Annotated in this window: 13 protein-coding genes and 1 pseudogene; 13 read left to right on the top strand and 1 reads right to left on the bottom strand. The window is 40.9% G+C overall.

All coding sequences use genetic code 11. From position 1 onward, the window contains the following. The 10 genes and pseudogenes from AXE83_RS07960 to AXE83_RS07920 all read left to right on the top strand — a co-directional run bounded on the left by AXE83_RS07960 (position 1) and on the right by AXE83_RS07920 (position 18,831). Positions 1-5,895 carry a ZmpA/ZmpB/ZmpC family metallo-endopeptidase gene (locus AXE83_RS07960; RefSeq protein WP_060956061.1) on the top strand — a complete coding sequence of 1,965 codons (5,895 nt, stop codon included), beginning with the start codon at positions 1-3 and terminating at the stop codon, positions 5,893-5,895. A 158-nt stretch (positions 5,896-6,053) separates the two neighbouring features. Next, on the top strand, positions 6,054-6,614 hold the full coding sequence (locus AXE83_RS07955) for a TlpA family protein disulfide reductase (RefSeq protein WP_049526243.1): 561 nt from the start codon (positions 6,054-6,056) through the stop codon (positions 6,612-6,614). Between the two features lie 9 nt (positions 6,615-6,623). Further along, a complete protein-coding gene (gene msrB, locus AXE83_RS07950; protein ID WP_049526241.1) occupies positions 6,624-7,739 on the top strand; it encodes a peptide-methionine (R)-S-oxide reductase MsrB in 1,116 nt (371 codons plus the stop codon). A gap of 78 nt (positions 7,740-7,817) precedes the next feature. Further along, positions 7,818-7,972: pseudogene (locus AXE83_RS10680) on the top strand (helix-turn-helix domain-containing protein). Between the two features lie 151 nt (positions 7,973-8,123). Further along, positions 8,124-13,445, top strand: a complete 5,322-nt coding sequence (locus AXE83_RS07945; protein WP_060956060.1) for an SIALI-17 repeat-containing surface protein — start codon at positions 8,124-8,126, stop codon at positions 13,443-13,445. A 132-nt stretch (positions 13,446-13,577) separates the two neighbouring features. Beyond that, positions 13,578-15,299, top strand: a complete 1,722-nt coding sequence (gene pabB, locus AXE83_RS07940; protein ID WP_060956059.1) for an aminodeoxychorismate synthase component I — start codon at positions 13,578-13,580, stop codon at positions 15,297-15,299. Then, positions 15,300-15,917 carry an alpha/beta fold hydrolase gene (locus AXE83_RS07935; protein WP_060956058.1) on the top strand — a complete coding sequence of 206 codons (618 nt, stop codon included), beginning with the start codon at positions 15,300-15,302 and terminating at the stop codon, positions 15,915-15,917. 49 nt (positions 15,918-15,966) lie between these two features. Continuing rightward, positions 15,967-16,827: an excalibur calcium-binding domain-containing protein gene (locus tag AXE83_RS07930; RefSeq protein ID WP_060956057.1), complete on the top strand. Its 861-nt coding sequence runs from the start codon at positions 15,967-15,969 to the stop codon at positions 16,825-16,827. Positions 16,828-16,930: 103 nt separating this feature from the next. After that, positions 16,931-17,890 carry an ROK family glucokinase gene (locus AXE83_RS07925; protein ID WP_000078556.1) on the top strand — a complete coding sequence of 320 codons (960 nt, stop codon included), beginning with the start codon at positions 16,931-16,933 and terminating at the stop codon, positions 17,888-17,890. 101 nt (positions 17,891-17,991) lie between these two features. Beyond that, positions 17,992-18,831 (top strand): thymidylate synthase, encoded by an 840-nt coding sequence (locus AXE83_RS07920; RefSeq protein ID WP_060956056.1) that lies wholly within the window; start codon positions 17,992-17,994, stop codon positions 18,829-18,831. 116 nt (positions 18,832-18,947) lie between these two features. Here the strand turns inward: AXE83_RS07920 and AXE83_RS07915 are convergent, their stop codons facing one another. Next, complete coding sequence (locus AXE83_RS07915) at positions 18,948-19,118, bottom strand: DUF3042 family protein (protein WP_060956055.1); 171 nt, start codon at positions 19,116-19,118, stop codon at positions 18,948-18,950. A gap of 120 nt (positions 19,119-19,238) precedes the next feature. Here AXE83_RS07915 and miaA point away from each other — a divergent pair, with 120 nt between their 5' ends. The 3 genes from miaA to AXE83_RS07900 are packed head-to-tail and all read left to right on the top strand — an operon-like array spanning position 19,239 to position 21,970. Continuing rightward, positions 19,239-20,123 carry a tRNA (adenosine(37)-N6)-dimethylallyltransferase MiaA gene (miaA, locus tag AXE83_RS07910; protein ID WP_060956054.1) on the top strand — a complete coding sequence of 295 codons (885 nt, stop codon included), beginning with the start codon at positions 19,239-19,241 and terminating at the stop codon, positions 20,121-20,123. After that, a complete protein-coding gene (hflX, locus tag AXE83_RS07905; RefSeq protein WP_060956053.1) occupies positions 20,116-21,354 on the top strand; it encodes a GTPase HflX in 1,239 nt (412 codons plus the stop codon). The genes miaA and hflX overlap by 8 nt, the downstream gene beginning before the upstream one ends. Then, complete coding sequence (locus tag AXE83_RS07900) at positions 21,347-21,970, top strand: cystathionine beta-lyase (protein ID WP_049526225.1); 624 nt, start codon at positions 21,347-21,349, stop codon at positions 21,968-21,970. The genes hflX and AXE83_RS07900 overlap by 8 nt, the downstream gene beginning before the upstream one ends. Positions 21,971-21,973: the final 3 nt, after the last annotated feature.

Below are 21,973 nucleotides of genomic sequence, written 5' to 3'. Positions count from 1 at the left end.
ATGAATACTAGAAAAATGCAGTTTGAGAGAGTCATTAAATACTCTATTCGGAAGTTCTCGGTTGGTGTCGGTTCTGCGGTTATCGGGACATTTCTTTTGGGGGCAAATAACTTTTTAGTTGAAACTGTTTCAGCTAACGAAGTGGTAACACCCAACCAAGTTCATTACCGTTATTTGGCTGAACAAGAATTGACAGAAGCAGAAAAAGCTTTGATCCATCACGAACTCCCTTCTGATTTAAAGCAAGATGATGTTGTCTATCTTGTTTACAGAAAGAAGGAAGTGAATTCTCAACAATTGCCAAACACTGGAAGCAAGGAGCTGGCACTGGCAACTCTTGGTTTTGCAACAGCGTCTATGGTTGTTGTGGTGATGTCTAAAAAACACCGCAATAAAATGCTTGGCCTTCTCTTTATCGGAGCTCTAGGTGGTAGTTACTTTATCCCTCAGTCAGCTCAAGCCTTTGAGAATAAAATCTTGGTTTCCTTCAATCAAACGATTGCAGCAAGTAGTCAAGAGGACTTGGCAAAAGGTGTCATTCAAATCGAAGGATACGAATACGTCGGTTACTTTAAAGCATCAGACTTCCAAGACCAACCAGAGCAAATGACGACTGCTAAGGGAACTCAAGAAGAAGGCCACGAAGGCGAATCTTTGGTTCAACCAGAGTTGCCAGCCTACACCGACGAACTTACAGCCAAAGGCACCCAAGAAGAAGGTCACGAAGGCGAATCCCTAGTTCAACCAGAAGCTCCAGCTTATACGGGCGAGATTAGTGCCAAAGGCACCCAAGAAAAAGGCCACGAAGGCGAATCCCTAGTTCAACCAGAGTTGCCAGCCTACACTAGCGAGATTAGTGCCAAAGGCACCCAAGAAGAAGGTCACCAAGGTGAGTCTTTGGTTCAGCCAGAGTTGCCAGCCTACACCGGCGAGCTTACAGCCAAAGGCACCCAAGAAGAAGGTCATGAAGGTGAATCCCTAGTTCAACCAGAAGTCCCAGCTTATACAGGCGAGCTTACAGCCAAAGGTACCCAAGAAGAAGGCCACGAAGGCGAATCTTTGGTTCAACCAGAGTTGCCAGCCTACACCGGTGAGATCACAGCTAAAGGCACCCAAGAAGCAGGTCATGAAGGCGAATCCTTAATTCAACCAGAAACGCCAGCTTATACCGGTGAGATTAGTGCCAAAGGCACCCAAGAAGAGGGGCACCAAGGTGAATCTCTAGTTCAGCCAGAATCCCCAGCTTATACAGGCGAGATTAGTGCCAAAGGAACCCAAGAAGCAGGTCACCAAGGTGAATCCCTAGTTCAGCCAGAATTGCCAGAGTATAAAGTAGCTGAAGCAACTATTACAGAAACTGAAACAGTAGCAGTTCCATATACAAAGGAGTATGTAGCTGATGATACTCGTTACACTGATGAAGAAACAGTGATTCAAAACGGTCAAGCAGGAAGTCAGCTGATTCATCGTGTCTATAAGACAGTCAATGGCCAAAAAGTTGGGGACCCAATCAGCACGAGTACAGAAACTGTTACGGCACCAGTAAACGAAAAAATTAGTCGTGGTACAAAGGCTATTGAAGGTCAAGTTGAAGAAGTTTCATTTGAAGAAATTCCTTTCGAGACAAGAACAGAAGTAGACAGCACTCTTCCGAAGGGAACAGAAGTTGTTGCTCAAGCTGGTCAAAACGGTAAGAAAAAGATTACCAAAGTCTATAAGACTCTTAAAGGAGTGAAAACTGCAGATGCTCCAACGATTTCAGAGGAAGTTGTTGAAGTAGTTCAAGATCGTATCATCAAAAAAGGTGATCAAATCCTGACTGAGCCAACGTTGACTCTCACTCATATAGACAAAGAAGAATTAGAGCGTAGTGCCAAGGTTCGTTACCAATTGGTCAAACCAACAGGTGTAACCATTAAATCTCTTGAAGTTGTTTTGAAAGATGGAGACACTAGCCTTCAAACAGTCAATATGTCTGAGGGAGACCTGACTGCTAATCTTACAAACTTGAAGTATTACAAGGACTACAAGATTGCGACTAAGATGGTTTACGATCGTGGAAATGGGAATGAAGAAGTAGTTCTTGCGGAAGAACCACTAAGGCTGGATTTAAAGAAAATCGAGATTAAAGATATTCTAAGAACGGATTTGATCAAATATGAAAATCAAATCGAAATGGATGAAACTCGACTGACTTCAGTGCCAACCGACTTGTCAAACTATTATCTGAAAGTTACCTCTAATGACCATAAGACCAATCTACTAGCGGTTCAAAAAATCGAAGAGTCAACAATTGATGGAAAACAAGTCTACAAGGTAACAGCAGTAGCGGAGAACTTGGTTCAACGTAATGTCGATAATCGCTTTAATGAAACTTATACCTACTATATTGAAAAACCAAAAGCTAGTCAGGATGGTGTTTTCTACGACTTTGGAGAATTGATCCAAGCCATTCAGGCAAATCCTGCTGGTGAATTTAAACTGGGTCAAAGTATGAGTGCTCGTAACGTTGTTCCTCAAGGTAAATCTTACATTACTTCGGAGTTTACTGGTAAACTATTGAGTGATGGTGACAAACGTTTTGCTATCCATAATTTGGAACATCCCCTCTTCAATGTCATTAATGGTGGGACTATTAAGAACATTAACTTTGAAAATGTAGATATTAATCGTTCTGGTCAAAATCAAATTGCTACGGTTGGATTTAACCTTAAAAATAAAGGTCTGATTGAAGATGTTAAGGTGACTGGTTCGGTTACTGGTAACAATGATGTTGCAGGTATTGTCAATAAGATTGATGAAGATGGTAAGGTTGAAAATGTCGCCTTTATTGGTAAAATCAACTCTGTAGGAAATAACTCGACAGTTGGTGGCATTGCTGGTTCAAACTATATGGGCTTTGTCAATAGAGCCTATGTAGATGCGACTATTACGGCGCAAAATGCAAATGCAAGTATGCTAGTGCCATTTGTCACTTACATGCTAAATAGTTGGAAATCAGGTACAAAAGCAAGATTAACAAATTCTGTTGCCAAGGGTATCCTTGATGTTAAAAATACTAGAAACGTTGGTGGTATTGCCTCTAAAACATGGCCATATGGAGCTGTACAAGATAACGTAACATATGCTAAAGTAATCAAAGGTCATGAAATATTTGGTTCTAACGATGTTAACGATGAAGATGGTGGCCCACATATTAAAGACCTTTTTGGCGTAGTTGGCTATAGCTCAGCTGAGGATGGTACTGGTAAAGATACCAAGAGTCCTAAAAAACTCAAACATTTGACTAAGGAAGAAGCTGATAAGCGTGTTGCTGGTTACAATATTACAGCTGATAAATTCATAAGTGAATCTTATGAATTGAACAAGTTGAACAATGTAAGCACCCGTGAAGCAGCTTATGAGTCTATTCAAGACTACAATCCAGACTATAAACTTGCTTATAAGAATATTGAAAAAATACAACCATTCTATAACAAAGATTTTATCGTTAATCAAGCTAATAAATTAGATAAGAACCACAAGTTAAATACTAAAGAAGTTATTTCTGTTACTCCAATGAATGATAATAACTTTGTAACAGATCTAAGTGTTGCAAACAAAATTATTGTTCACTATGCTGATGGAACAAAAGATTACTTCAACCTATCTTCTAGTGATGAGGGTCTAAGTAATGTTAGAGAATACACTGTAACAGACTTAGGTATTAAATATACACCTAATATCGTTCAAAAAGATCATAGTGCTTTAATTAACGGTATCGTAAATATCTTAAACCCTATCGAGCTTCAATCTGATCCAATTTACCAAAAACTTGGCAGAACAGGACCTAATAAAGTAAATGCGATTAAAAATCTATTCTTAGAAGAAAGTTTCGACTATGTAAAAGCTAATCTTAATACATTAGTAACTAAACTAGTTGAAAATGAAGATCACCAACTTAATAATTCTCCCGCAGCTCAACAAATGATTCTTGATAAAGTTGAGAAAAATAAAGCTGCCCTATTATTAGGTTTAACATACTTAAACCGTTACTACGGCGTTAAATTTGGTGATGTTAATATTAAAGAATTAATGTTATTCAAACCTGATTTCTATGGTAAAAACGTTGATGTTCTTGATAGATTAATTGAAATTGGATCTAAAGAGAATAATATCAGTGGTTCAAGAACATACGATGCTTTCGGTGAGGTTCTAGCGAAATACACTAAATCTGGAGATTTAAATGGTTTCTTAGACTACAACAGAGGATTATTCACTAATATCGATAATATGAATGATTGGTTCATTGATGCGACTAAGGATAAGGTCTATGTAGTAGAAAAAGCTTCTCAAAATCCAGGAGTTGGCGAACATAAATATCGTGCTTATGACAATTTGACTCGTGGTCTTCATAGAAAAATGATTCTACCTTTGTTGAATCTAGATAAGACAGAAATGTTCCTCATTTCTACTTACGATACGATGTCTTATGGTACAGCTAATAAGTACAATACTACTTTGGAAAAACTTAAACCGGAGATTGATCTAGCCGCACAACGTCAGATTAATTATCTTGATTTCTGGCATCGATTGGCCTTGGATAATGTGAAGAATAGATTGTTCAAAGATATCGTCTATCCAGTTTGGGAAGGATTCTATGTTTGGGGTCACGGTTGGCCAGGCTGGCCTGAACGCTATGGCCAATTCAAAAATAGTACGGAAGTATATGCCCCAATCCGTGAAATCTATGGACCTGTAGGAGAATACTACGGTGATAATGGAGCTGTTGCTGGAGCATATGCAAGTATTTACGATAATCCAAATGATAATCGTGCTAAAGTAACTTTCGTTATGTCTAATATGATTAGCGAATACGGAGCTTCTGCGTTCACACACGAGACTACACACTTAAATGACCGTCTTGTTTACTTCGGTAATTTTGGTCGTCGTGAAGGTACAGATGTTGAAGCCTTTGCCCAAGGTATGCTTCAATCACCTGCAACACAAGGCCACCAAGGTGAATATGGAGCTCTAGGATTAAACATGGCATTTGAAAGACCTAACGATGGTAACCAATGGTATAATACGAATCCAAATGATCTTAAATCACGTGAAGCTATCGATAACTACATGAAAGGTTATAACGATACTCTGATGATGTTAGACAATCTTGAGGCTGATGCAGTTCTTGGACAAAATAGTCAAGAATTGAATAATGCTTGGTTCAAGAAAGTTGATAAGCAAATGAGAGGAAACTCTAAGAACCAATACGATAATGTTCGTGCTCTAAATGATACTGAAAAAGCTATTCAACTTCATTCCGTGAACGACCTAGTAGATAACAACTTTATGACTAACCGTGGACCAGGAAATGGTATCTATAAACCAGATGACTTTAGTTCTGCATATGTCAACGTCCCTATGATGACAGGTATCTATGGTGGTAACACAAGTGAAGGTGCTCCTGGAGGAATGTCATTTAAACATAATACATTCAGATTATGGGGTTACTACGGCTATGAAAAAGGCTTCCTAGGCTATGCTACTAATAAGTATAAACAAGAGGCTAAGGCTGCAGGTAAGAACACCCTAGGTGATGACTTTATTATCAACAAGATTTCTGAAGGAAAATTCAACAATCTTGAAGATTGGAAGAAAGCTTACTATAAAGAAGTGAAAGACAAGGCTACAAATGGTTTGACAACCTTTGAAGTAAATGGAACTAGCATTTCATCTTACAGTGATCTTCTTCGCTTGTTCAAGGAAGCTGCTGCTAAGGATGCTGCAACCTTAAAAACAGAGAAGAATGGTAATAAGTCTGTGTCAACAAATAATGTAACCAAACTTAAGGAAGCTGTTTATAAGAAACTTCTTCAACAAACAGATAGCTTTAAAACTTCTATCTTTAAATAATCCAAAGCTCTCATCTGCTTAGCAGGTGGGAGTTTTTTGGTAATCAAGAAGATTATTGATTTTCCAAACAGATTCTAAGTATTTTTAGCAAGGTAGGTATATAATAGAACTACAAAGCCAATATCTATATTCATATAACAAAAAAGAAGGTGATGAAGATGAAAACATGGCAAGCAACTGTATTGGTCTGCACTAGTCAGGTTTGTCTATCGGCTTGTAACAATCAGATGGAGAACCAAGCTGATAAGCAAAATAGAGACAAAAATGCGCAAGTTAGTTCTCAAATGGCAAAACAAGGTGAAGCAGTTCCAGACTTTGAGCTTATGGGAGTTGATGGTAAAACCTATCGCCTATCAGATTACAAAGGCAAAAAGGTCTATCTCAAATTTTGGGCTTCATGGTGTTCTATTTGTCTAGCCAGCCTCCCTGATACCGATGAACTGGCAAAAGAAGCTGGCGATGACTTTGTAATCTTGACAGTCGTTTCTCCTGGTCAAAAAGGCGAGCAAGCAGAAGAAGGCTTCAAGAAATGGTATCAGGGCTTGGACTATAAAGATTTACCAGTATTGTTAGACCCTTCGGGACAACTTTTGGCGAGTTACGGAGTTCGTTCTTATCCGACTCAGGCCTTTATTGATAAGGAAGGTAGACTCGTTAAGACCCAACCAGGTTTTATGGACAAAGAAACTATTTTACAGACGCTAAAAAGCATAGATTAGAGGCTCATCATGAATGATAAATTAAAAATAATTGTATTCATTGGAATCATCATTTGCATTATTATCGGAATTTTATTTCTTTTGGAAAAAAGGAGCGCAAGCTACACAGATACCACTCAAATCGAGAAGGCAGCAGTTAGTCAAGGACAAAAGGCCAAGAAAAAAACTGATTCAAGTAAAGATGCTGACTTGCATGAAATCTATCTAGCTGGAGGTTGTTTCTGGGGAGTCGAAGAATATTTTTCACGAGTAGCAGGTGTGACAGATGCTGTCTCTGGTTATGCTAATGGTAGAGGAGAAACAACCCAGTATGAATTGATCGGCCAAACTGGGCATGCTGAGACTGTTCATGTGACCTATGATGCCAATCAAATCTCTCTAAAAGAGATCTTGCTTCATTATTTCCGCATTATCAATCCAATCAGTAAGAATAAGCAGGGAAATGATGTGGGGACTCAGTACAGAACAGGAGTCTACTATACAGATGAGAAAGATTTAGAAGTCATCAATCAAGTTTTTGACCAAGTTTCTAAGAAGTACGACCAACCTCTAGCGGTTGAAAAGGAAGCCTTAAGCAATTTTATCGTGGCTGAAGATTACCACCAAGACTATCTCCAGAAAAACCCTAATGGCTATTGCCATATCAATGTCAATCAAGCATCCTATCCTGTTATTGATGCAAGTCAATATCCAAAACCGAGCGACGATGAATTGAAAAAACTTTTGTCTCCAGAGGAGTATGCCGTGACACAAAATGGTCAAACAGAACGTGCCTTTTCAAATCGTTACTGGGATAAATTTGAAGCAGGTCTTTATGTGGATGTTGCGACTGGCGAACCTCTCTTTTCTTCGAAAGATAAATTTGAATCGGGCTGTGGTTGGCCAAGTTTTACCCAGCCTATCAGTCCAGATGTTGCGACCTACAAGGAAGACAAGTCATACAATATGGTCAGAACGGAAGTCAAAAGTCGAACAGGGAATTCTCACCTAGGACATGTCTTTACAGATGGACCTAAGGACAAGGGAGGTCTACGCTATTGTATCAATAGTCTGTCCATTCGCTTTATTCCTAAGGATCAAATGGAAGAAAAGGGCTATGGCTATTTGTTGGATTATGTTGAGTAATCTTGAGATTATTAAAAAGTGTTTACTTGAAATATATTTTAATTCATAAGAAGTGTAGAATTTGGATTATAGAAGCGATTGGGCAATTTAATCGAACGTGTTGGAATCACTCCTGAAAATTTTTGATTTTGAAAACAAGTAAGGTGAAAGCTATCCGTTTTTCAACCCTGGAAGCTATTTGTAAAGAACTGGGGTGTCAGCCAGGTGATATATTGGAATATGTACCAGACTAAAAATGTGGTTCAGCCAATGCTGATCCACTTTTTTATTTAAAAAATATCAATTTATCTCGAAAATATTTTGTAAAAAAATCAACAAAATATTATAATAAGATTATGAAAACGGAATAAAGGAGATGTCTTTAAGGACAAGAACGAAGCTGATATGGAAGATAGAAAAAAGCTACAAAAATTTGCCATTCGTAAACTGAGCATGGGAGTGGGCTCGGTATTGATTGGACTTGCCTTCATTGGAGGAACACTTGAACCGAAACTGGTTCAGGCTGATGAAACCAAGCAAGTTTCCTTTCATTACTTAGCAGAATCGGAGTTGACAGCTGCTGAACGTGAACTCATTCATCATGAATTGCCACAAGATCTTAGTCAAGAGAGCTATTATCTAGTTTATCGCAAGCAGGGACAAGCCGTCTTACCTCAAACAGGATCCGTCACCTTCCCCTTGGCTGGTCTTGGTCTTTTGACTGCTAGTTTGGTGGTTTTCCTATTTTCCAAGAAAAAACCTTCTAAGATAGTTGGAGTGTTATTGATTGCTTCTGTAGGTAAGAGTTTATTACTACCTTATCAAGTATTTGCTTTTGAACACAAGGACTTACTAGCTTATGATCAGACTAAAACCCTTGTGTCTGCTGATGGTTTATCACAAGGGATTATAGACATTAAAGGCTATGACTATGTCGGTTATTTATTAGAGTCGGATTTAAGAGGAACAGGCCAAAATCTAACGTCTAGTGGAAATCCAGAAATTCCTGCAAAGCCAGTAAATCAAGCAGCCGTTCATGAAATTTCCGAATTTACAGGTGGGGTATCAGGCGAATCCTTGGTTGAGCCAACAAAACCAATATTTGAAGGTGGCGTCAATGGCCCAGGAGCAGTAGCTGAATCCTTACCAGAGTATACACCAGAATTTAGCAGTCAAAGTGGCATCCCAGAAGTCCATGACAAAGCAAGCTTTACAGGAGGCGTATCAGGCGAATCCTTGGTTGAGCCAACAAAACCAACATTTGAAGGTGGAGTCAATGGCCTAGGTACAGTAGCAGAAAGCTTACCAGAGTACACACCGGACTCGAGTAGTCAAAATGGCGTCCCGGAAGTCCATGACAAAGCAGACTTTACAGGTGGGGTATCCGGCGAATCCTTGGTTGAACCAACAAAACCAACATTTGAAGGAGGAATCAATGGCCCAGGTACGGTAGCTGAAGCCATACCAGAGTATACACCAGAATTTAGCAGTCAAAGTGGCATCCCAGAAGTCCATGACAAAGCAGACTTTACAGGTGGCGTATCTGGTGACTCCTTGGTTGAGCCAACAAAACCAACATTTGAAGGTGGAGTCAATGGCCCAGGAGCAGTAGCTGAAACCTTGCCAGAGTATACACCAGAATTGAGTAGTCAAAGTGGTATCCCAGAAGTCCATGACAAACCAGACTTTACAGGCGGCGTATCCGGCGAATCCCTAGTCGAGCCAACAAAACCAACATTTGAAGGAGGCGTCAATGGTCAAGGTACAGTAGCCGAAACCTTACCAGATTATGAAGGAGGCGCAGTCCCAGTTGACACTCTGAAACAGGAACATCCTGAGTTCACAGGCGGTGTATCAGGCGAATCCTTAGTTGAGCCAACAAAACCATCATTTGAGGATGGCGTCAATGGCCTTGGAGCAGTAGCTGAAACCTTACCAGAGTATACACTCGACTTTAGCAGTCAAAGTGGCCTTCCAGAAGTCCATGACAAACCAGACTTCACCGGTGGCGTATTCGGCGAATCTTTAGTTGAGCCGTCTAAACCAATATTTGAAGGAGGCGTTAATGGTCCGGGTACAGTAGCTGAAGCCTTGCCAGATTATGAAGGAGGCGTAGTCCCAGTTGAAACCTTGAAACAGGAACGCCCAGAATTTACAGGTGGGGTATCCGGCGAATCTTTAGTTGAGCCGTCTAAACCAATATTTGAAGAAGGCGTTAATGGTTCGGGTACAGTAGCTGAAGCCTTGCCAGAGTATGAAGGAGGCGCAGTCCCAGTTGATACTCTGAAACAGGAACTCCCTAGCTATAGTGGTGGTGTGAATGCCACTGAAGCGCTCGTTCAAGATGCAAAACCGACTCTACATGTTGAAGTCCGAAAAGAGTTGATTCCTAAACAAACTAGGGAAAAGATTGATCCAGACATGCTTGTCGGTGAAACAAGAATCGAGCAAGTCGGTCAAGATGGTGAGAAAGAGATTGTTACCAGCTATGAGGAAAAAGATGGGAAACGTATCTCAGAGCTGAAAGAGACAACACGGATTTTAACAGAAGCTAAAGATCAGGTTATCATCCGTGGCAGCAAGGAAAAAGAAGAAATTAAACCTGAACCTGTCCTAACTCTTTCAAATATTACTGGAAATTCGATGGGCCGTTCAGCTCGCTTAAGTTATAACTTGGAGAAGGCAGATGGTGTTTCCGTTTCAAAAATTAGTGCCACTATTAAAGCCAAGGGGCTAGAGGATCAGACCATTGACTTAACGAGTGATCAGCTGGAAGCAACAGTTGATAATCTAAAACTTTATACGGATTACACCATATCTACAAAGATGGTCTTTAATCGTGGTAAGGGTGAGGAGAGCACTCTGCTTGAGGACCAAAAGCTCCGTCTAGAGCTTAAAAAGCTGGAAATAAAAGATATCAAGGAAACAAGCCTTATCAAGGTTGACAATGGCAGAGAGACTGAGATTCAGTACTTAACGGAAGCACCAAGGAATTTGGAAAACTACTATCTCAAGGTCAGCTCTAAAGATCATAAGACTAGCCGTTTAGCCATCAAGTCTATTCAAACTGAGAGAATAAACGGAAAAGAGTACTACAAGGTAACTGCTGAGGCAACTGACTTGATTCAACGAAATGCTCAGAAAACCTTTGAAGCAGGCTATAGCTACTACCTGGCTAAGTCAAGTGCTGATTCTCCTACGATTGCTGGTGTAAAAGAGTACACTTATCAGGATATCCAAGATTATGATAGTCGCCATGATCAGGCCTATCGCAACCTTGAAAAATTGCAACCTTTCTATAATAAAGAATGGATCGTTAATCAAGGGAACAAGCTGGATCTTGATCACAATCTATCCAAGAAAGAGGTCGTCTCTGTTATTGCTATGAAGGGGCAAGAATTTGTGACGGACCTGTCAGCGGCAGATCATATCATGGTTCATTATGCAGACAAGACCAAGGATGTGTTTGAAATCACCTCGCAAAATTCTGGCTTGACTGCTATCAAGGAATACAAGATTGCTGACTTGGATGTACTTTATACTCCAGATATGCTGGTTAAGGACCGTTCAGCCCTAGCCAAGGACCTGACCTCAATCCTGAAAACAGTGGACTTACAGTCTGATGGGGTTTATCGAATCCTAGATGATCAAACCACCAGCCTTGATAAGAAGGTTGAGGCTGTGAAGAATTGGTATCTAGAAGAAAGCTTTGCAGAGGTCAAAGCGCAGCTGGGAAGTCTGGTTGATAAGTTACTTACTAATCTAGACTACCAGTGGAATGATTCACCTGCTAGCATGGCTTCCTTGAAGCAAAAAGTTCAGGATAATCAGTCTGCTATCATGCTTGGTCTGGCTTATCTCAATCGTTATTACGGTATCCGATTTGCGGATTATAATCTGAAAGAACTCATGCTTTTTAAACCAGATTTTTATGGCAAAAATGTGGATGTCTTGGATCGATTGATTGAACTCGGTTCAAGAGAAAGTAACCTAAAAGGCGATCAGACTCATGAAACTTTTGCCAGAGTCCTAGCCAAGGATACAAAATCTGAAGATTTACATGCCTTCTTAAACTACAACAGACAGTTGTTGACGACTGACAAGGATATGAATGACTGGTTTGTGAATGCCACTAAGGGCCATGTGTACATAGCAGAGCGAGCTTCGAAGAATCAAGAAATTGCAAATCGGAAGCATCGGGCTTATGACAATCTGAATAACTGGTTGCATCGCAATATGATTCTGCCTTTGTTGAATGTCAAGAAGGCACAGATGTTCCTGATTTCCAACTACAATACCATTACCTTCGGGTCAGCTGATAAATCTGGCAAAACCATAGACCAGATGAAAGCTGACATTGATCTAGTAGCGGACCGTCAGTTGACTTACTTGGACTTTTGGTATCGTCTTGCCGCTGATGATGTCAAAGACCGTATGGTTAAGAGTGACTTTAATGTAGCTACACCAGTTTGGGAAGGCTATCGCGTTGATGGACGTGGCTGGATAGAGCGTTATGGACATACTAGTGGTATGGCAGACTATGCGCCAATTCGTGAAGTATTTGGGCCAGCAGGTCGCTACTATAAGGACAATAAACTAGGAGCCTATGCCTCTATCTATCCTAATATCAATGCCAGAGATGCTGTGCACTTTGTAGAAATAGATATGATGAGTGAGTATGGCTTGTCTGTCTACACCCATGAGACAACGCACGTCAACGATCGTATTGTCTATCTGGGGGGATACAAACATCGTGAAGGAACCTATGTAGAAGCCTATGCTCAGGGTATGCTCCAGTCACCGGCTGAGGAAGGCCATCAGGGTGAATATGGCGCTCTCGGGCTCAACATGGCTTACATGCGACCAAATGATGGGGATCAATGGTACAATCCAGATCCAACCAAGTTGCAAACACGTCAGCAGATTGACCACTACATGAAGGGTTATAATGAGGCTTTGATGCTTCTAGATTATCTGGAAGGAGAACGAGTTCTCGCTAAGAATGATCTGGCTTTGAAGAAGGCTTGGTTCAGCAAGATGACCAAGCAGATGCGCTATCAGGACAAGGACAATAAACTCCTTGCTCCTAATCAGTGGGACTATGTCCGTCCATTGACAGATGAGGAAGCCAAGACTCAGCTAAATTCTGTAGATGATCTAATCAAAAATAACATCATCACCAATAGGCATTATCAGGGAACTTACCGACCAGAAGAACTCAAGACAGCTTATGTCAATGTTAAGATGGTGGATGCTATCTACGGTGGAAATACAAGTCAGGGAGCTCCTGGAGCCATCTCCTTCAAGCATAATGCCTTCCGTATGTGGGGTTATTATGGTTACGAAAATGGTTTCCTAGGATATGCTTCTAATAAATACAAGGATGAGGCGCTGAGCGAGGGACGTGACACCCTTGGCGATGATTTCATTATCCAGAAGGTTTCGAAAGGCAAGTTCCAGAACTTGGAAGAATGGAAGAAGGCCTGGTTTGACGCTATTATTACCAAGGCAAAACGAGGAATCCATAGTTTTGAAATTGATGGTCAGCAAATTGATTCTTATGAGAAATTGCAATATTTGTTTGACCAAGCAGTAGAAACGGATTACCGAAACTTCAAGTATGGAGGCTCAGTTGCCAATTATACAGTAGCTCTGAAGAAAAAAGTCTTCCAAAAACTATTGCAGGTGACAGATGCCTTTTCATCCGAACTTTTTCCTAAAGGATAGATAAAAGTTGAAGTGATAAAAGAGTCTACTATTTTTAGATTTTCTTAGAAAGTCACATCTACTTTATCATTCTCAAAGAATAAAATTGCCAGATCTCCTGTTGGGGTCTGGCTTTTATGGTATACTTAGGATATGCATAGAAAAACAGTGATTGATTTTAGGGCTTTGGGTGAGCGATACACCTTTACCCAGCCTATCAAAGAGTTAAAAACCAGAGATTTAGCAGAAGTGACAGACTTGTTAGCTCAAGTGGAAAGCTACCAAGAACAGGGCTATTATGTGGTGGGTTATGTCAGCTATGAGGCTGCGCCAGCTTTTGAGGAGAAGTTGGTGGTTCACGAGGGTCCCTTGTTAGGAGAGTATCTCCTCTATTTCACTATTCATGACAGCGTTGAAAAATCTAGCATTCCTCTGACTTATGAGGAGGTGGATTTGCCTTCAAATTGGCAGGAAGTAACATCTGCAGAGGACTATGAAAAGGCCATTGCTCAGATTCACCATCATTTACGACAGGGCGATACTTATCAGGTCAATTATACGGTTCAACTCAAGCAGGAGTTGTCTGCTAATCCTTTTGCTATCTACAATCGTATGGTGGTAGAGCAGGAAGCAGGTTACAATGCCTATGTTGAACATGACGACATGGCAGTAATTTCCATGAGTCCAGAACTCTTTTTTGAACAAAATGATCGTGAATTGACAACTCGTCCTATGAAGGGGACGACTAAACGTGGTCTGACTGATGCAGAAGACTTGAAAGAGGCCGCTTGGTTGGAGCAAGATCCCAAAAATCGTTCAGAAAATATGATGATAGTGGACCTCTTGCGCAATGATATGAATCGTCTGTCTGAGGTGGGAAGTGAGCATGTGGAACGTTTATGTCAGGTGGAACAGTATTCTACAGTTTGGCAGATGACTTCGACCATCAAGAGTCAGTTACGACCGGATGCTGACCTAGTTGAAATTTTCCGATCGCTCTTTCCATGTGGCTCCATCACAGGAGCTCCCAAGATAGCGACTATGGAAATTATCAAGAACTTGGAACCACAAGCGCGTGGAGTTTACTGTGGAACTGTTGGACTCTTACTTCCCAATGGACGAAGGATTTTCAATGTGGCTATTCGAACCATTCAGCTTCATAAAGGGAAAGCCATCTATGGAGTTGGTGGTGGCATCACTTGGGATAGTACTTGGGAGTCAGAATACCGTGAAGTCCAGCAAAAGGCAGCTGTTCTTTACCGAAAACAGCCTCGTTTTCAACTGATTACGACAGGAAAAATCAGCCAGAAAACCTTGCTCTTTGAAAAGCAACATCTAGAAAGACTACAAAAGGCTAGTCGTTATTTTGCCTTTCCATTTGACCAAGAAGTTTTGAGACAAAATCTAGAGAAGGAGTGCCAAGTTTGTGACCTCCATCAAGACTACCGTTTGCGAATCAGTCTCAGCAAGTCTGGAGAAATAGAAATTGATCGACAAGTATTAACACCACTTAGTCCAACTTTTTGTCAAGCTAAACTTTGTCTGCAAGAAGCTGATTTGCAGCAGGCCTTTACCTACTTTAAGACGACACACCGACCACATTTGACAGTGGGAGAGCAGGAAATCATCTATCACACTGCTGATGGAAAATTGCTTGAAACCTCTATTGGTAATCTGGTCTTAAAAATGAATAGCAAGTTCTATACCCCGCCTAGTAGTCTTGGCATTTTACCAGGGATTTATCGCCAGCATTTACTTGAAAGCGGGCAGGTAGAAGAGAAGATCTTAACCATAGAAGATTTGAAACAGGCAGAAGTCATTTATGCTTGTAATGCAGTTAGGGGCTTGTATGAGTTATCCTTGAAGGAGAACTAAATGAAACTAATATTTTTACACGGCCTAGGTCAGTCAGCGGAGAGTTGGAAAGAAGTGCAAGAGTTGCTTGCAGATTATCCCTCTGAAGCCCTAGAGTTATTTCCTTCCGGAGTTGCTAGCTATCAAGAAGCTAAGGAGCGCATTTATCAGCGCTTAACAATGGAAACAGAACCTTTTGTCCTAATCGGTTTGTCCTTAGGGGCTGCACTTGCATTGGAGCTTTCAAGTTATGATATACCAAATCTTCAAGCCTTGGTTTTGTCAGGTTGTCCATTGAAACTGGCGGGCAATATCCTTTTTTACATTCAGTTGCTGATATTTAAATTGCTTCCCAAAAGGATATTTGAGAAACAGGGAGCAGATAAAGCTTTTATGGTTGGAGTTTCTGAGGAATTAAAAACACTTGATTTAAGAGAGATTGCACGGAATTGTCCCTATCCAAGCTTGTTAATTTGTGGTAGTCAGGATAAGCCAAATCTTAGTTCAATGAAAAGTATTCATGAACTGATGCCAGATTCCCAGTTTCAGATCATCCCTGAGGGACCTCATGTCCTAAATAGGGCAAAACCAAAAGAGTTTGCAGAAATAACTAGAAGTTTTCTTGAATTGCTGAAATAAGTTTGATAAAATAATATTGAGATTGATATTATAATTTTAGGAGAAAATCATGAACAAACGTCATTTATTAAAACTAGGCCTAGCTTCTTTACCTGCCCTAGCTTTGTTTTTACATCCTGTTGTGGCGGATGAAAGCATTCATTTTTCGAGCTGTACAGAAGCTTGGGAGAATGGTTATGCAGATATTCATAAGGGGGAACCAGGTTATTCTGCTACTCTAGATAAGGATCATGATGGGATCGCTTGTGAGTCTAAGAACGCGCCTAAGGGTGTGTTAAAAAAGAAAAAGACAAGTGCCTCTCAAGCTAACAACAATGTAGCACCTGATAGTGTAGCGCCAAGTAGTGCAGTACCTGCTCCTAGTGTAGCAGCTGAAAGTGGCTGGGTTCGTCAGAATGGATCTTGGTACTATTTTTCTGAAAATGGGAAACCAGTAACGAACACATGGCAGGGTGCTTACTACCTCAAATCAGATGGAAGAATGGCTGAGAATGAGTGGGTATACGATAACTATTACCAAGCCTGGTATTACCTCAAATCAGATGGTTCTTATGCACGCAATACTTGGCAAGGAAGTTACTATCTCAAATCAGATGGTAAGATGGCTCAGGGTGAATGGCTTTATGATTCTTACTACAAAGCTTGGTATTACCTCAAATCAGATGGATCTTATGCGCATAATACTTGGCAAGGTGCATATTACCTCAAGTCAAATGGGAAAATGGCTCAGAGTGAGTGGGTCTATGATTCTTCTTACCAATCTTGGTACTACTTAAAATCAGATGGATCTTATGCTCGTAATGCATGGCAAGGAAATTACTATCTCAAATCAGATGGCAAAATGGCAAAGAATGAGCGAGTGGATGGTGGACGCTATTATGTAGATGCTTCTGGTTTGTGGAAACCATAGAATAGAAAAAAATCTGGAAAGTTAATGCAAACCTTTGCACTGATTGGCAGATTTTGTTATACTAGTACTGTAAGCATTTTCAATTAAGGATAAGGAGAAGACGATGAGTCAAAAGATTATTGGGATTGACCTTGGTGGAACTTCTATCAAGTTCGCTATTTTAACGCAAGAAGGAGAAATCCAAGAAAAATGGTCTATTAAGACAAACATTTTGGATGAAGGAAGCCATATCGTAGACGATATGATTGAAACTATTCAACACCGTTTGGGCTTGCTTGGATTGTCTGCTGAAGATTTCCGTGGAATTGGTATGGGGTCACCTGGTGTGGTTGACCGTGAAAAAGGGACTGTTATCGGTGCCTACAACCTCAACTGGAAAACTCTTCAACCAATCAAAGAAAAAATGGAAAAAGCCTTGGGGATTCCATTCTTTATCGACAATGACGCCAACGTGGCAGCTCTTGGTGAGCGTTGGATGGGTGCTGGTGACAACCAACCAGATGTTGTCTTTATGACACTTGGTACAGGTGTTGGTGGCGGTATCGTAGCAGAAGGTAAATTGCTTCACGGTGTTGCAGGTGCTGCTGGTGAACTTGGACACATCACAGTTGACTTTGATCAACCAATCGCATGTACTTGTGGTAAAAAAGGCTGTCTTGAGACAGTAGCTTCAGCGACAGGTATCGTTAACTTGACTCGTCGTTACGCAGATGAATACGAAGGCGATGCAGAGTTGAAACGCTTGATTGATGATGGAGAAGAAGTAACAGCTAAAACTGTCTTTGATTTGGCAAAAGAAGGAGACGACCTTGCCTTGATCGTTTACCGTAACTTCTCACGTTACTTGGGTATTGCATGTGCCAACATCGGTTCAATCCTAAACCCATCAACAATCGTTATCGGTGGTGGTGTATCAGCTGCGGGAGAATTCCTCCTTCAAGGTGTGCAAAAGGTTTATGATGAAAATACCTTCCCACAAGTTCGCACAACAACTAAACTAGCTCTTGCAACTCTAGGAAATGACGCTGGAGTGATTGGTGCTGCGTCACTTGTCTTGCAATAAATAAACATAAAAAGGAGAAAATTGCTTTCTGTAAGCGAGTGATTTTCCTCCTTTCTTTTTTTATGCTATACTAGTTAAGACAATGAATGAGGTGATAGTAAATGACAAAAGCAGATACGATTTTTAAAGAAAATATCGAGCGAATCCTGAATGAGGGTGTGTTTTCTGAGCAAGCTCGTCCAAAGTACAAGGATGGGACTGTTGCTAACTCCAAGTACATCACTGGAGCCTTTGCAGAGTATGATTTGTCCAAGGGTGAATTTCCCATCACAACCTTGCGTCCTATCGCTATCAAATCAGCTATTAAAGAAGTGCTTTGGATCTACCAAGATCAGACCAATAGTTTGGAAGTTCTAAATGATAAGTACAATGTTCACTACTGGAATGACTGGGAAGTAGGAGATACAGGGACAATCGGTGAGCGTTACGGGGCTGTTGTTAAAAAGCACGACATCATTAACAAGATTCTCAAACAGTTAGAAGCTAATCCTTGGAACCGTCGTAATATCATTTCACTTTGGGATTATCAGGCTTTTGAGGAGACAGATGGACTTCTCCCTTGTGCCTTTCAGACTATGTTTGATGTCCGTCGAGTAGATGGGGAAATTTATCTGGATGCAACCTTGACCCAGCGTTCTAATGATATGCTGGTGGCTCATCATATCAATGCCATGCAGTATGTAGCTCTTCAGATGATGATTGCTAAACACTTTGGTTGGAAAGTTGGGAAATTCTTCTACTTTATCAACAACCTTCACATCTATGACAATCAATTTGAACAAGCTCAGGAATTGCTTCGTCGTGAGCCTTCAAATTGCCAACCACGTTTGGTCTTGAATGTACCAGATAAGACTAATTTCTTTGATATTAAAGCAGAGGATTTTGAGTTGGTTGACTATGCTCCAGTCAAGCCACAGTTGAAGTTTGACTTGGCCATTTAATACTCTCTGAAAATCTCTTCAAACTACGCTAGATTCCTTTTCCTATTTGGTTTTTATTAAGTATAAAAGAATAGAAAAAAAAGAAGTTGAGAAAAAATCCCAACTTCTTTTGTTTATTAACGTGATACGCGACGGCGAGCTGCCTTCTTACGATTTTCTTCGATGAAAGCTGCTTTTTGTTCTTCTGGTTCGATCACTTTCTTTTTAACTGCGTATACTGCACCTGCAACTGCAGCAACAGTTCCTGCGACACCTGTTACAAGACCTTTAGCGAATCCTTTAGCCATGAGTATTCCTCCTTTAACTTATAAATCAGCCAGCTACCTCAAGAGGTCGCATTTTTCTGACTGACCTTTTTGTGATATAATAATAGTAACGAAAAAATGGGAATTTTTCAAGGAAAAAAGATGAAAACAAAAATAATTGTGATTGTTGGACCGACTGCAGTTGGAAAAACAGCTCTAGCCATTGAAGTTGCTAAGCATTTTAATGGTGAAGTAGTTAGTGGAGATAGCCAACAAGTCTATCGAGGACTGGATATTGGGACAGCCAAGGCAAGTCCGGAGGAGCAGGCAACTGTCCCTCATCACTTGATTGATGTGAGAGAAGTAACCGAGTCTTACTCGGCTTTTGATTTTGTTTCAGAAGCTAAGGCAGCCATTGAGGATATTCAAAGTCGAGGTAAGCTCGCTATTATTGCAGGTGGGACAGGACTTTATATCCAGAGTCTGCTAGAAGGATATCATTTAGGTGGGGAGACACCTCATGAGGAGATTTTAGCTTATCGTGCTAGTCTAGATCCTTTTTCAGATGAGGAGTTAGCCCATCTTGTAGAGCAAACAGGCCTTGAAATTCCCCAGTTTAATCGTCGTCGTGCCATGCGTGCTTTAGAAATTTCCCATTTCGGTCAAGATTTGAAAAATCAAGAAAGTTTATATGATCCGCTGATTATTTGCTTGGATGATGAGCGGAGTCAACTCTATGAGCGAATCAACCATCGAGTGGACCTGATGTTTGAAGCTGGACTTCTAGACGAAGCCAAGTGGCTGTTTGACCATTATCCAGATGTGCAGGCTGCTAAAGGGATTGGCTACAAGGAACTCTTTCCTTATTTTCGAGGGGAGCAGAGCCTGGAGGAGGCTAGTGACAGTCTCAAACAGGCGACCCGTCGTTTTGCTAAGCGTCAGCTAACCTGGTTCCGTAATCGTATGCAGGTGATCTTTTATCAAATAGGAGAATCTGGTGTGACAGACCGTATTTTAAACCAGATTGAGGAGTTTTTAAATGATTGAAACGGAGAAAAAAGAGGAGCGAGTCCTGCTGGTTGGTGTTGAACTCCAGGGCATGGATAATTTTGACCTCTCCATGGAAGAGCTGGCTAGTCTGGCTAAGACAGCTGGTGCAGTCGTAGTGGATAGCTACAGACAAAAACGAGAAAAATACGACTCTAAAACCTTTGTCGGCTCTGGTAAGTTGGAAGAAATTGCTCAAATGGTGGACGCAGAAGAAATTACGACGGTCATCGTCAATAACCGTCTGACACCTCGACAAAATGTCAATTTAGAGGAAGTATTAGGTGTTAAGGTTATTGACCGTATGCAGTTAATCTTAGATATCTTTGCCATGAGGGCTCGAAGCCATGAAGGCAAGCTCCAAGTTCATCTTGCCCAGCTCAAGTACCTCTTGCCTCGTTTAGTCGGTCAGGGGATTATGCTCAGCCGTCAGGCAGGGGGGATTGGTTCCCGTGGACCTGGTGAAAGCCAGTTGGAACTGAACCGTCGTAGTGTTCGCAACCAGATTACAGATATCGAACGTCAACTCAAGGTAGTTGAGAAAAATCGAGCGACAGTTCGAGAAAAACGGTTGGAGTCAAGTACTTTTAAGATTGGCTTGATTGGCTATACCAATGCTGGTAAGTCAACTATCATGAACACCTTGACTAGCAAGACCCAGTATGAGGCAGATGAGCTTTTTGCAACTCTAGATGCAACGACTAAAAGCATTCATCTTGGTGGCAATCTACAGGTAACCTTGACAGATACCGTTGGATTTATCCAAGATTTGCCGACAGAGTTGGTGTCCAGTTTCAAGTCAACCTTGGAAGAAAGCAAGCATGTGGACCTTCTAGTTCATGTTATCGATGCCAGCAATCCTTACCATGAGGAACATGAAAAAACAGTTCTTTCAATTATGAAAGACTTGGACATGGAGGATATTCCTCGCTTGACCCTTTATAATAAAGCGGATTTGGTGGAGAACTTTACGCCTACTCAAACGCCATATGCATTGATTTCTGCTAAATCTAAGGATAGTCGAGAACAGTTGCAGGCTTTATTGTTGGATAAGATTAAGGAAATTTCTGAAGCATTTACCTTGCGCGTGCCTTTTGCTAAGTCCTACAAGATTCATGATTTGGAGAGTGTCGCTATCCTAGAAGAACGTGTCTACCAAGATGACTGTGAGGTCATCACTGGCTACATTGCAGATAGAAACAAATGGAGATTAGAGGAATTTTATGACTGATATCAAAACTTTGGCACTCAAGTATGGTGGCTATACAAGTCTAGACAAGGTCTATCTGGATCAACTTTTAGCTGGTAGGTCTGAAGAGGAGCAACTAGCCCTTATCACACCTCCACCCAGCGTAGTGAATGCCTACTTTGCAGAGCTTTACCAGAAAAAGAGTCCTCAGGCTGCAACAGATTATTTTGCTGAATTGACTCAGGAGCTAAACCTCTATAATACTGAACCAAGTTTTACTGAAGAAAGCAAGCCATTTATTCGCCTTAACCTATCAGGCAAGTCTTTTGGTTTTTGCTATGAGAGTATAGGTCTTGGCCGTATTTTCTCTGAATATGAGGAAGCAATTACGGATGAATTACTCTTTGAGATTGCGCAAATTTTTCCTCATCAGCTAGTTTTTGTGGAGTCTGGTAAGATTTACATGAAGGCGATTGGAGAAGAGGATATTGTTAACGTGGAAAATCTCACAGCTTTGACAGATTTGGAAAGCTTGGCAGATGGAAGAAAGCGACTCAAAGGCTACAGCCAAGAGGATTTACTACAAGAAGCTAAATCTTTCTCTGGCAAGTTTTATTACCGCTCGGAAAATAGAACTGCTATGTTATATATTGATTAATTA

It is taken from the genome of Streptococcus sp. oral taxon 431 (genome assembly GCF_001553685.1).
GTDB lineage: Bacteria > Bacillota > Bacilli > Lactobacillales > Streptococcaceae > Streptococcus.
This window is presented reverse-complemented; position numbering and strand designations above follow the sequence as displayed.